This window comes from uncultured Parasphingorhabdus sp., assembly GCF_963975735.1.
Taxonomy (GTDB): domain Bacteria; phylum Pseudomonadota; class Alphaproteobacteria; order Sphingomonadales; family Sphingomonadaceae; genus Parasphingorhabdus.
This window is the reverse complement of record NZ_CAXBIA010000003.1, coordinates 232,508-244,933: the sequence shown is the minus strand read 5'-3', so window position 1 is coordinate 244,933 and position 12,426 is coordinate 232,508. Positions and strand designations below refer to the sequence as shown.

Genomic DNA, 12,426 nt, shown 5'->3' with positions numbered 1-12,426 from the left:
TAATCCCATATATGTGAATCTGCGATGCCTTTGGTACACAGCCTTCTTCGCAGAAATTATAAAATGCCCTCACAAAGATGGCCAATAATTGGAGTCAAAAATGACCGATAGATCAAACAACTTGCAGGATTTATTCCTGAACTCCCTACGAAAATCAAAAACCCCGGTGACAATGTTTCTGGTCAAGGGTGTCAAACTTCAGGGTATTGTGACCTGGTTCGACAATTTTTCAGTATTGCTGCGCCGCGACGGTCAGTCCCAGCTTGTATATAAGCACGCAATATCAACAATCATGCCGTCCGAGGCGCTCGACACCAAGCCGTTCGCCGAGATGATGGAGAACGCCAAGGTAAGGGCAGGAATCCTGCAGGAAGTCTTCCTCACGGCAGTCCGGGACAGCAATGATCCGGTGACGATGTTTCTCGTCAACGGCGTGATGTTGCAAGGCGCAGTATCCGCTTATGATCTATTCTGCATCTTGCTCGAACGCGAAGGATTGTCGCAACTCGTCTACAAGCACGCCATATCAACCGTGCAACCCGGCGGGCCGCTCAATCTGGCGGATTATAACCATGCAGATGATGGTGCGCATTGATACCATTTGAGAAGGAAAGTCTCGACAGCAAGAGCCGGCGGGCGCTCATCGTGCATCCCGACATGGTTTCGTTGAGCCAGTCGGCGCTCGAGCATCGACTGGAAGAGGCTGTTGGTCTGGCCTTGGCAATCGGATTGGTCGCGACGGATTCACATTATTTTTCGGTCCGCAAAGCCAAGCCCGCCACCTTGTTCGGATCGGGGCAGGTCGACCAAATCGGCAAGATGATGGAGGAACAAGAGGCCACAATATTGATTGTGGACGGTAGCTTAAGTGCCATCCAGCAGAGAAATCTTGAAGAGAAGCTCGACGTCAAAGTCATCGACCGGACCGGCCTCATCCTCGAGATATTCGGTGCTCGGGCCGCTACGGCCGAAGGCCGTTTGCAGGTTGAACTCGCCCATCTCGACTATCAGGCCGGTCGTCTTGTTCGAAGCTGGACCCATCTTGAACGGCAACGTGGCGGCTTCGGCTTTCTCGGCGGTCCGGGTGAAACCCAGATCGAGTCCGATCGCCGGATGATCCGCGACCGCATGGCGAAGCTGCGCAAGGATCTGGCCCATTTGCGCAAGACCCGTGCCTTGCACCGCGACCGGCGTCAGCGCGCTCCCTGGCCTGTCATCGCGCTGGTAGGCTATACAAATGCCGGAAAATCTACCCTGTTCAACCGGTTGACCGGCGCCGATGTCTTTGCCGAAGATTTGCTGTTTGCAACCCTCGACCCGACAATGCGGGAATTTCCGCTACCCGGATATGACAAGGCGATATTATCCGACACGGTTGGCTTTGTTTCCGATCTTCCCACCCAATTGGTGGCGGCTTTCCGGGCCACGCTTGAAGAAGTGAGTGCGGCAGACATTGTCGTTCATGTCCGCGATATTTCGCATGAGGCAAGCGACGCACAGGCCCGCGATGTAAAGCAAATATTGGCAGATCTTGGCGTGTCCGAGGAAGCAGGAGAGGGGCCTCCTGTTATCGAGGCGTGGAACAAGATTGACAAAATCTCTCCCGATGATCCGCAATATGCGCGTATTTCGTCACCGCTGCCGGAAAATGTCTGCACCATCTCTGCCGCGACCGGTGCCGGCGTCGAGACACTGGTCAAGCTGATCGCGAAAACCCTGTCGGAAGGCTATAAGTCCGAGCAGATTACGATCGCGGCAGCCGATGGCAAACGGATGGCCTGGTTGCACGAGAATGGCAGGGTATTGAAAAGCGAACAACAAGCGGACAATCTGATCCTGTCGGTCGAAATGTCACCGCGAAACTGGGGTCGGTATCAAGCGCTAGACTGAGTGATTAGCTCGTAGCCAGTTTTACCTTGGCTTTTTGCCATTCCACTTCCAGTTCTTCGATCGACATGTCCTGCATATCTTTGGTAAGACTGGATTCCACCTCGTTGAATCTTTTGGTGAATTTCGCAGTAGCATCGGCGAGAGCACGTTCCGCATCGACCTTATAATGACGGGCCAGATTGACCGCTGAAAAGAGCAGATCGCCGATTTCCTCGTGCACTTCTTCTTCGCTGGTTGCGGCCGCAACCTCGTCGAGCTCTTCGAGCAATTTGTCCTTCACCGGTGCCTTGTCGGGCCAGTCAAAGCCGACGCGGGCCGCGCGTTTCTGGATTTTCTGCGCGCGTAGCAAGGCGGGCAGGGCAAGCGCGACGCCGTCGAGCGCACTGGACTGGCCACTTTGTTCCCGCTCGCTGGCCTTGATCTGCTCCCATCCCGGACTTTCACCGGCTTCGCCAAAGATATGCGGATGGCGGCGGGTCATTTTGTCGCAGATCGTCTCGACGACATCATTGAAATCAAACTGGCCGGCATCGGTGGCAATCTGGCTGTGAAAAACCACCTGCAGCAAGAGATCGCCAAGTTCGTCTTTCAGCGCCGACATATCATCGCGTTCGATGGCATCGGCCACTTCATAGGCCTCTTCGATCGTATAAGGTGCGATCGTCCTGAATGTCTGCACCTTGTCCCATTCACAACCATCGTCCGGATCGCGCAAACGCCGCATGATTTCTAGCAGGGGATCAATCAATTGTGCATCCGTTCTAACCCGTCAATAAGGTTGATAATATATATTATGTTAAATTATTCATTATCCGGCAGGGCGGCGAACCTCGGTTCCAACACCATTTCCGCCCCCTCTACGCGCCAACTTCGCAACTTTGACAGAAAGTTCATACCAATAACATTGGAATCACCAAATTCTTCAGCCACAACAACCGGCAGTTCGCGAGCGACCATCGAACCAATTTGAAGCGACTGAATTGTTCCTCTTTTTGCGCTAACCGTTCCATTCGCTGTTGTCAGAATGACCGGAAATGGACTTTCACTGATTTCGATTCCGGCCACTCTGGCGGTTTGCAACGTCATTGCCGTTGTGGTTGCTCCGCTGTCGATCAGGAACCGTACCGGTAGTTCGTTTACCGTTGCGTTTACCCAGAAATGGCCGTCGGCCGACTGCCGGATCCGCAACATATCTCCATCAATAAATTGTTCATTTGCGCCAGTAACTTCACCGGATACGCGGTTCCAGACCGCCAATATTTCATTCTGATAGGAAAAACCAACGATGAAGACCGCAAATATAGCAACCCAGGCCAAGGCGGTTCGAATGATCTCGCCAAAACCCAATCGGCGCGAAAATAATGCGCTCGCCACCAGCACCAGCGCGCCGATTGCGAACACAAGATTGATATTTTGATCTTCGGACAAAGTCAGATTTCTTTCACATAGCCATCATAAGCGGGCCGGATATGTTCCGGTAATATGGTACTAAGATGGTTATAGTCCATGGAATTGTCCATATGTGTCAGCAAACTCAATCTTGGCTGAACGTCGTCGATCAAAGCCAAAGACATTTCCAAATGCGCGTGTGTAGGATGGGGTTTGTCTCGCAAGGCGTCGACTATGAACAGATCGCAATCATGATATAGATCCCGCATTTCCTGTGTCACTTCACCGAAATCAGTTGCGTAACAGATAGATTTTCCTTGATGCTCGAAACGGAGTCCGGCCGAGGTTATGCCGCCATGAGGCTGATCAATATAACGAAGCGAAATATCGCCGATCTCTGCGGTACCTTCGAGAGTAATGCCGTCACAAATAGACGGATAATATTTGTGCCCCTCAAATGCATAGGCGAAACGGTGTTTCAAACTCTCAAGCGCATATGGCCGTGCATAGGCCGGGATCGGTTCTCGAGTTTTCTGGAAAACTGCCCGTAAATCATCAATTCCGTGACAATGATCTGCGTGATCATGTGTCCAGACAACCGCGTCTATCCAGTCGATGCCATTATCGAGAAACTGGTTGCGCAAATCCGGCGATGTATCGACCAATATCCGGGTGGTCGGACTTTCCACCAAGATAGATACGCGGCTTCGCCGGTTTTTCGGTTCGTCAGGGTCACAATCACCCCAGTCGTTCCCGATACGGGGCACCCCTGAAGATGTGCCGCATCCCAATATCGTGAGCTTTAAAGCCACATTCAGGGTCGCGCCTTGGAGAATAGCCGATAGAAATTCCGGCCGGTGGTTTCGCACAGCGTACCATATTCCTCCTCGCGCAGTTCCGCCAGATACCGGGCCGTATCAGCCACGAAAGCAGGTTCCCCTGTTTTGCCACGGTGCGGAACCGGAGCAAGGAAGGGCGCATCGGTTTCGACCAGCAAGCGATCTGCAGGTAATTTGGCTGCCGTTTCCTTCAGATCTTTGGCATTTTTGAAGGTCACGATACCAGAAATCGAAATATACAGCCCAAGCGCCAAGGCCTTTTGCGCAAAGTCCTCGCTTGCAGTGAAACAATGGATCACACCGGAATAGGCGCCCTGCTCCATTTCTTCGGCCATTATCTCGGCCGTATCTGCTTCCGCATCACGGGTATGGACAATGATCGGCAAACCAGTTTCTCGGGCTGCATGAATATGGGTACGAAAGCTTTGTTTTTGGCGCTCCCGGTCGCTGTGTTCGTAATAATAGTCAAGACCCGTCTCCCCAATGGCGACGACCCTAGGATGAGTCGCTTCTCCCACCAGTTTGGCAAGGTCGACATCGGGATGGCCATCGGCTTCGTGCGGATGGATACCGATACTTGCCCAGACATCCGGCTCCCGTTCGGCTGTAGCGACAATATCCCGCCATTCGCTCTCGCGTGTCGAGATATTGAGCATCGCAGTGACACCGCTTTGGCGCGCGCGTTCAAGAACTGCGCCCTGCTCTTCGATCAGGCCTTTATAGTTCAGATGGCAGTGGCTATCGACCAGCATATCAAGTCTCCGCTTCCGATGCGGGGATTTCCAGGCGCGGGAAAATTCCCTGGGGTGCGGGCAAGGCTGTGCCGGGCACAATAGCTATTGTGAGACCCTCAAAATCACGTGCATCTTTCGCCTGAGACAGGAGATCGAGCATCCGGTCACAGCTATCCGGTATCGCCCAGCGCAGCATGATTGCCAGTCGGCGGATTGCCTCTGCCGTATAATAGAGCACCGTATCGGCGCGCGCCGGATCGGTTTTGCGCAGCGCCCATGGTGCCTGATCGGCAAAATAGGTGTTGGTCGCGCTCAACCGTTCGCGGATAGTATCAAGCGCTGTGTCGATCTTGAACAGACCGCCGGTCATTGCTGCATTGATGTCAATAAAACACTGGTCCAATTGGGCGAGCAGCTCTCGCTCGGCTACTGTCGGCTCTCCCGGCGCAGGAACCTTGCCATCACAATTTTTGGCAATCATCGACAGGCTGCGCTGGGCCAGATTACCGAAATTATTCGCCAGATCGGCATTGGTCTTAGTGACAATGGCATCCGCCGAATAGGTCCCGTCCTTGCCGAACACTACATCCGCTAAGAGAAAATAGCGCAGTTGGTCGACACCGAACCGTTCCGCCAATTGCATTGGATCAACAACATTGCCGACCGATTTCGACATTTTCTCACCACGATTTAGCAGGAAACCATGTCCGAAGACCTGTTTTGGTAGCGGCAAGCCGGCACTCATGAGAAAGGCAGGCCAATAAACGGCGTGGAACCGGACGATATCCTTGCCGATCAGATGCAGGTCAGCCGGCCAGTATTTGGCGAACATGCCATCTGTATCGGGATACCCTACGCCGGTCATATAGGTTGTCAGCGCATCGACCCAGACATACATGACATGGCCCGGTGACCCAGGCACAGGGACTCCCCAATCAAAACTGGTCCGCGAAACACTGAGATCCCTTAGTCCGCCTTCCACAAAGCGCATGACTTCATTACGGCGGCTTTCGGGCTCGATGAATTCTGGATGCTCGGCATAAAGCTTCTGCAATTTATCCTGATATTTGGACAGCTTGAAGAACCATGTCTCTTCGGCGGTCCATACGACAGGTGTGCCCTGGGGCGAAAGTTTTTCACCGCCCTCGCCTGTCTCGAGTTCGTCTTCTGCATAAAAAGCTTCGTCGCGTACCGAGTACCAGCCTTCATAGCGGTCAAGATAGAGATCGCCGCTCTCCTCCATTGCTTTCCACAACGCCTTGCTGGCTTCATGATGGGCCGGTTCACTTGTGCGACGGAATCCATCATGACTGATATTAAGTTTATTGCACATCTCTATGAAATAGGAAGACATTTCGTCCGCAAGCTTTATAGTATCGACACCCGCTTCCCGGGCGGTCTGAACCATTTTCAGGCCATGCTCGTCGGTTCCGGTGATCAAGCGAACATCGCGACCACTCAAGCGGTAGTATCTCGCAATGGCATCCGCGGCGATTGCCTCGTAGGCATGACCAATATGTGGGCGACCGTTAGGATAGCTGATCGCGGTGGTAATATAAAAAGGTTCAGACATAGCCGCCTCTCTTGATGGATTGTCGGCGCTTGTAAACAGCCAAAATCTCTATTTTGCTTGGCCAGTCGAAGCGAGGTCGCCCATCAGGCTGCCAAGCCGGAATATCACAGCCTGATTATCCAGCGCTTTGGGGAGCGCTGCAGTAGCCAATTCGCTGGCTTCACGCCATTTGTCGATCGCTTCTATCGAACGGGGAATCTTCGCGGTCTTGATTTGCTCCGCCATTAGACTGGGGGCTCGCTCAAGAAACGCCCGATAACGTGGTGCTGCGGCCTTTAAAGCCAATTTCCGTGCGAGCTCACTCTTCAGTCTGTTGTCCCGGTCGCCGGTCTTGATAATTTTGCGCGCAATATCCTCCAGTTCAGCAAGCCCTATTTCGATATATTGCAGAGCTCGTCCCGGCGACCCCTCTCCGGCCAGAACCAGTGTCTCGATATCGGTTTCGGTCAATTTCGGCGCAGCTTCCTTTAATAGAAGACGCATTTCATCGTCGCCCAGCGGTTCAAAACGCAGCATCTGGCAACGGGATCGGATGGTCGGCAACAGCCGATCTGGCATATGGCTTATTAGAAAAAAGATTGTATTCTTGGGCGGTTCCTCCAGATTTTTTAAAATGGCATTTGCCCCCGCCCGCTCCAGATCATCAGCGGCGTCGATCACAACAACCCGATATTCAGAAATAGACGCCTGATTCTGAAAAAGCGGCTGCAATGCACGCACCTGATCGACTTTGATATTTCGGGCTAGTTCATGCTCCTCGAGCGAGGCTAGGCCATTATCACGCGCCTTTTTTTCCTCCTTATCGCCCTTTGGACCGCGACTGAGCAGCCGAAAGTCGGGATGCGAGCCTGCAGCAAGAAGATGTCCGGCTTCGTCGTCCTGAGTTTCGGAGAAAGTGACTGGTTGATTGCGCGAATTTAGCAGAAAATGAGCGGCTTGTTGGGCAAAAGCCGCTTTACCCACCCCCTTGTCGCCTGCCAAGATCCATGCGTGATGGAGCTTGTCTTTGGCAAGAGACTGACAGAATATCTGCCGTGGTTTTTGATGACCTAGATACGATGTCATGACATCATTTCATCAAATCGCTTAGGCTTTCAACAAGGGAACCTGTGACAATGTCCGGCGCCTGTGATGCGTTGATCAGCCGGATACGTTCGGGTTCATTCACCGCGAAATTACGGAATTTTTCCATGACAGCACGATGATATTCACTGTTCCGGCGACCGATACGGTCGCTGCCGCCACGATCTCTCGCTGCAGCTCTTTTCGCTGACACTTCTTCAGGCACGTCCAGAATAAAAGTCCTGTCCGGCATCAGGTTTTCGCTGCCAACACGATGTAAATCGAGGATTTCGTCGTCAGTAAGTTCACCGTTTACGCTTTGATAAGCGCGGTTGCTGTCGATAAACCGATCACTGACTACCCATTCTCCCCGTGCTAGCGCAGGTCGGATTAATTTCGCACAATGTTCCGCGCGTGACGCCGCGAACAATAAGGCTTCGGTACGGATATTCCATTTTTCTTCTGCGCCGTTGAGCAGCAATCCGCGAATGATTTCTGCGCTGGCAGTCCCACCTGGCTCGCGTGTCACAGTTACTGTATATCCCTTTGCTTCCAGAGCAAATGCGAGCGCTTTGGCTTGAGTGGACTTTCCTGCCCCCTCCCCGCCTTCCAGGCTTATAAACCGGCCAGTTCTTTTATTCATGCCATTCCCACCAAAGCTTTAAACCCAGCCCAGACGCGATTGAAAAAACCGGCTTCGCCAACGTCTTCGCCAGCGACAAGAGATACTGACTGCTGACCTGCATCTGCTGTGGTGACAATCAACTTTGCGATAGGCTGACCTTTGACAATTGGCGCCTTAATCGGCCCGTCATAGGTCACCTTCATTGTTATTTTTCCGTCCGAAGCTTTCGGGATTGTTGCAAAAAGATCCTTGGAAGCGACGAGTGATACGGTGGAACTGTCACCCAATTGTACTTCGGCATTCTGTATTCTGGTTCCCTTGTCGAATAGCTTCTTCGGTTCCCATGCGTTGAATCCCCAATTCATGAATTTGACCGATTCCTCGATCCGCCCTCCATAGCTATCAAGCCCGGCGAGCACTGATACCAAGCGGCGGCCCTTTTGCTCGGCCGAACCGGTAAAGCCATAGCCCGCTTCTTCCGTATGACCGGTTTTCAGCCCGTCAGAACCAGCCACTTTCCCCATCAGGGGATTGCGGTTTGATTGCGTGATACCATTCCAGGCAAATTCGTCCTGACCGTAGAAATCATCATATAGTTTCGGGAATTTGTTTACCGTTGCCGAGCCCAAATTGGCCAGATCTCTGGCAGTAACCATGGTCTGACCTTCGTCCGGCCAGCCGTTGCTGTTACCGAAGTGACTTTTCGACATGCCAAGTTCCTTGGCGCGCTTGTTCATCAGTCCGACAAAGGCCTGTTCCGTGCCGGCGATGCCTTCAGCGAGAACGACACAGGCGTCGTTGCCAGACAGAGTGACGATGCCATGCAGCAAATCGCTCACACTGACCTGATCACCTACGCCCAGGAACATCGTGGAACCCCTATTATTCCACTTCTTCCAGGTTTCTTCATTGACGCGAAATTTGTCGTCAAGCTTGAGCTTGCCCTTGTTTATCAAATCGAATGCAACATAAACGGTCATCATCTTCGCCATCGAAGCGGGAGGAATCTGTTTATCGGCATTTTTCTCGAACAGCACCACTCCCGAGGACAAGTCGGTCATATATGCAATGGGTGCGTCTGTATCAAAACTGGGCGCCGCAAAAACAACGGAGGAAAGGGCGATGAAAGGCAGCGATGCCAAAAGATATTTTTTCATTTAAGCTAGCAATCCCGATCATTGTTTGGCGGTAAAACAGCTATTTGTCTGCCCGCAAGATTCGGGCTCCACTATACCCGCGCTGTTGAGCCTGTGCCAGTCCTGCTTGCGCATCTTTTTCGCTTGTATAGGGACCATATCGCACCCGCCAGATAGATCGGCTCCCATCCGACATAACCTTGGCCCCGATCTTTCTGGCCAGAATGTCCGCCCGCGATTTGTCGCTGAATGCGGCGACCTGCACAACATAGGAGCCGGGTAAACCGCCGACGTAATTGTTTCCCACGCTATTTTCGACCGCAACCGGACGTCCAACGCCTTCAATGATGAATCGTCCGTCGCGTGTACCTGCCCCGTTCGGCGTCAAAGGCGCGCGAGCCGGGGGCGTATTGGCTGGGGTAGCGAACTGCCGGATAGGAGCGGCAGGCTGGGGGAGCTTGGCCAGATTTTTCCGTAATATCGACAGGAGCGAATCCGGCGTGCCGATCCGTTCGGTCGCCGGTGCTCCCGCGCGCAATACTGCACGCTCCTGTTCGTTGGGATTGACTTTACGCACGCGGACCCCCGCGGTGCCGCGCTGATCTATGCCCAGCTGTTTTGCGGCTCCATGGGACAGATCAATCAGTCGATCATTTGCAAATGGCCCTCTGTCGTTGACCCGCACCAGTATCGTCCGTCCGGTATCTAAAGAGGTCACCTCTACATAAGAAGGAAGAGGCAAAGTCTTATGCGCAGCAGAGATGCCTTGCGGATTGAACAATTCTCCATTGGCAGTCTGATTGCCGGACAGCTCTTCGCCGTACCAACTGGCATAGCCGACTTCATCGTAGCTGGGCACATCCTCAGGCGTGTAGGTTTTTCCACCGACCTGGTAGGGTTCACCAATTTTTTGTGGATAGTCGGAAGCCATCGCGGGACCTTTCGGCACACCTACGCCGACAGGAGGGGGTGAACCATCCGGGAAATTACCAAAATCACGCGATCCGCTACATCCAGCCACGGCCAGAGTTGCCGTTGAGAGGATTCCAAGTTTAACTGCGTATTTCATCCGCTAATAACCCCACTGCTAGCCCGTAAAAATTCGAACAATTATAATCCAGAATGACACGATAATTACCCGTCAACAAATAAGCCCTGTTTGCAGGTCCGTCGGGTTCCAGCAAAGTGGCCATCACATTGTCGTCGAGTTGTTTACCTGTTGCGGGCGCAACGCCGAGTCTCTGCCATTCAGCCATAGTTTTCCATTGACTGTGACGATTAAACACGCGCGGACAACGGGTCGGTATAATCTTGCTTTCTATCGACGAGCGATCGAGTGAGGCAGGAACATTAACGGCAATGCCCCAGGGTTCTCCCCGGCGCCAGCCCGAGTTGACAAAATAGTTGGCGATCGAAGCGACCGCATCATATTCGCTGTTCCAGATGTCGGCATATCCGTCGCCACTGCCATCTTTCGCCAGACGCAAATAAACCGAGGGCAAAAATTGCGGCATGCCCATGGCCCCTGCCCAGCTCCCCTTGAGCGCAGATTGCGGCACTCCGCTGTCGATCAATTTCAAAACCGCGAGTAATTCAGGTTCAAAAAGGCTGCGGCGCCGCCCTTCGTACGCGAGCGTTGCCAGCGAGCGCGGAATATCGAAGTCACCCATGTAGGAACCGTAATTTGTTTCCTTGCCGTAGATTGCCATGATGATGGGTCCCGGCACGCCGGTTTCGCGTTCAACATCGACAAGCTTGCCCATCAGACGGCGGTAGGCTGCCTTTCCGTTCGCGATCCGCTGGCTCGTGATGTGGCGCTGCTGGTACGGGGCGAAGGGCGGAATAGCGCTGTTCGTGCTGCCGCCAGGCTGAGACTGGTCGAGCTGGATAACCCGTGGATTATAGGTCAGCCCCGGAAGAACCTGGTCCAGTGTCTGCGCACGGACACCCTCTTGCAGCGCCTTTTGACGGACTTGCTGGAGATAGGATTCAAAACTGGAGCTGCTTTGTGCTTTTGCGGACTCCATTGGTGCCGCCACGCCAGTGCCAAAAAGTGCAATAGCGCCGCAAGCGATAGCGGTCATGATACGCATGAAAAACTTCCCTTTTATCGTCTCGTTGTCGCACAAAGCTAGCCCTAGGGGAATCCCTAAATAACCCGCAGATGCAACCGCTCGCCGCGAAAGCCCCGTGGGGTCGGGAATTCACCTCCAATTTCCAGCTTCTTACAAAATGTTTTGCGCTTTCAAATTCAGAGCGCTAGGACGCGTGCGACCCAGCCTTATGGCTATGCGGACAGGTGGCAGAGTGGTCGAATGCAGCGGTCTTGAAAACCGCCGAGGGTGCAAGCTCTCCGTGGGTTCGAATCCCACCCTGTCCGCCAGCTATTTCTTTGTTTTCAACAACTTACGAGAAATATTCAGACTGTGCCAAGTGGCACAGTGCTTTCTGGCTCAATTAGTCTCTATCGTTGGTATAATTTTTCATTGTCGACGCCAGTATTCGAGTTTGCGCCCCTCAATAATAAAATGTTATTGAGTTACCTAAGTCAGGGAGTCAAAAAATGTCGGTCATCAACACCCTTGTTCCGGTAATTGTCGGAGGCGCTATCGGGGTGTTAGGGGCAATCGCAGGTCCACCGCTCACCCATTGGTTAAATAAAGAAGCCGATCGAAAAAAGAAACAGGCTGAAAAACTAGAAGAACTGATCGATGCAATTTTTGCATACGATCATTGGTTAACCGATCTTCAGAATAGACTGGTTTTTGGGATCAGTACCGTCGTAACTCAGAGCCCCCTCTCGAAAGTCGTGGCTTTGATCGCGATCCATTTTCCACAATTTTCTCTAGTTAGTGCCGAGTTCGAATATGAAGCAAAAAAATATGTAGTGTGGATGTCAGATAAATCGCAAAAAAGAGTTGCTGGGAGGCCGCCAAGTGAATGGATAGAGGGCCATCAAGAGCAGTACAGCGCATATGCAGACAAACGAGAGGCGGTATTAGACAAAATTAAGGGTTATGCAAAATCAGAGTTGTCGACGACAAAGCCATAGGTCCAATGGCTAAACTTGACCTTAGTTTCGTTTTCTGAAGGATATCGAATTGGCATCTTACTGTTAACCTAACAGTTCGTTTAATGGAAACATTGTGCCACCCCTGTCACATTCGCAGCGTTGGCA

General features: G+C 52.6%; 13 protein-coding genes and 1 tRNA gene. 4 read left to right on the top strand and 10 right to left on the bottom strand.

Annotated features, from left to right (window positions below):
- Window positions 1-100: 100 nt before the first annotated feature.
- Together hfq and hflX are read left to right on the top strand one after the other, a co-directional pair.
- The gene (gene hfq / locus AACZ86_RS07040) at window positions 101-595 is read left to right on the top strand and encodes an RNA chaperone Hfq (RefSeq protein ID WP_339690745.1); all 495 of its coding nucleotides are present in this window, start codon (window positions 101-103) and stop codon (window positions 593-595) included.
- Window positions 592-1,890, top strand: coding sequence for a GTPase HflX (gene hflX / locus AACZ86_RS07035; protein WP_339690742.1), 1,299 nt, complete (start codon window positions 592-594; stop codon window positions 1,888-1,890). The genes hfq and hflX overlap by 4 nt, the downstream gene beginning before the upstream one ends.
- A 4-nt stretch (window positions 1,891-1,894) precedes the next feature.
- Here the strand turns inward: hflX and mazG are convergent, their stop codons facing one another.
- The 10 genes from mazG to AACZ86_RS06985 are packed head-to-tail and all read right to left on the bottom strand — an operon-like array spanning window position 1,895 to window position 11,341.
- Entirely contained in the window at window positions 1,895-2,638 is a 744-nt protein-coding gene (mazG, locus tag AACZ86_RS07030; RefSeq protein ID WP_339690740.1) for a nucleoside triphosphate pyrophosphohydrolase, read from the bottom strand.
- 53 nt (window positions 2,639-2,691) lie between these two features.
- Window positions 2,692-3,291 (bottom strand): TIGR02281 family clan AA aspartic protease, encoded by a 600-nt coding sequence (locus tag AACZ86_RS07025; protein ID WP_339690738.1) that lies wholly within the window; start codon window positions 3,289-3,291, stop codon window positions 2,692-2,694.
- Between the two features lie 29 nt (window positions 3,292-3,320).
- On the bottom strand, window positions 3,321-4,091 hold the full coding sequence (locus AACZ86_RS07020; RefSeq protein ID WP_339690737.1) for an MBL fold metallo-hydrolase: 771 nt from the start codon (window positions 4,089-4,091) through the stop codon (window positions 3,321-3,323).
- A 2-nt stretch (window positions 4,092-4,093) separates the two neighbouring features.
- On the bottom strand, window positions 4,094-4,870 hold the full coding sequence (locus AACZ86_RS07015) for a TatD family hydrolase (RefSeq protein WP_339690735.1): 777 nt from the start codon (window positions 4,868-4,870) through the stop codon (window positions 4,094-4,096).
- Between the two features lies 1 nt (window position 4,871).
- A complete protein-coding gene (gene metG, locus AACZ86_RS07010; RefSeq protein ID WP_339690733.1) occupies window positions 4,872-6,425 on the bottom strand; it encodes a methionine--tRNA ligase in 1,554 nt (517 codons plus the stop codon).
- 48 nt (window positions 6,426-6,473) lie between these two features.
- A complete protein-coding gene (locus AACZ86_RS07005; RefSeq protein ID WP_339690732.1) occupies window positions 6,474-7,490 on the bottom strand; it encodes a DNA polymerase III subunit delta' in 1,017 nt (338 codons plus the stop codon).
- A 4-nt stretch (window positions 7,491-7,494) separates the two neighbouring features.
- A complete protein-coding gene (gene tmk, locus AACZ86_RS07000; RefSeq protein ID WP_339690730.1) occupies window positions 7,495-8,130 on the bottom strand; it encodes a dTMP kinase in 636 nt (211 codons plus the stop codon).
- Window positions 8,127-9,269 (bottom strand): D-alanyl-D-alanine carboxypeptidase family protein, encoded by a 1,143-nt coding sequence (locus tag AACZ86_RS06995; RefSeq protein ID WP_339690728.1) that lies wholly within the window; start codon window positions 9,267-9,269, stop codon window positions 8,127-8,129. Before AACZ86_RS06995 ends, tmk begins: the two co-directional genes overlap by 4 nt.
- A gap of 40 nt (window positions 9,270-9,309) precedes the next feature.
- A complete protein-coding gene (locus AACZ86_RS06990; protein ID WP_339690725.1) occupies window positions 9,310-10,317 on the bottom strand; it encodes a septal ring lytic transglycosylase RlpA family protein in 1,008 nt (335 codons plus the stop codon).
- Window positions 10,301-11,341 carry a lytic murein transglycosylase gene (locus tag AACZ86_RS06985; RefSeq protein WP_339690723.1) on the bottom strand — a complete coding sequence of 347 codons (1,041 nt, stop codon included), beginning with the start codon at window positions 11,339-11,341 and terminating at the stop codon, window positions 10,301-10,303. Before AACZ86_RS06985 ends, AACZ86_RS06990 begins: the two co-directional genes overlap by 17 nt.
- Window positions 11,342-11,541: 200 nt before the next feature.
- Between AACZ86_RS06985 and AACZ86_RS06980 the strand changes: the two genes are divergently transcribed.
- Both AACZ86_RS06980 and AACZ86_RS06975 read left to right on the top strand, forming a co-directional pair.
- Window positions 11,542-11,631, top strand: a tRNA-Ser gene (locus AACZ86_RS06980).
- Between the two features lie 180 nt (window positions 11,632-11,811).
- The gene (locus AACZ86_RS06975) at window positions 11,812-12,300 is read left to right on the top strand and encodes a hypothetical protein (protein ID WP_339690721.1); all 489 of its coding nucleotides are present in this window, start codon (window positions 11,812-11,814) and stop codon (window positions 12,298-12,300) included.
- Window positions 12,301-12,426 lie beyond the last annotated feature (126 nt).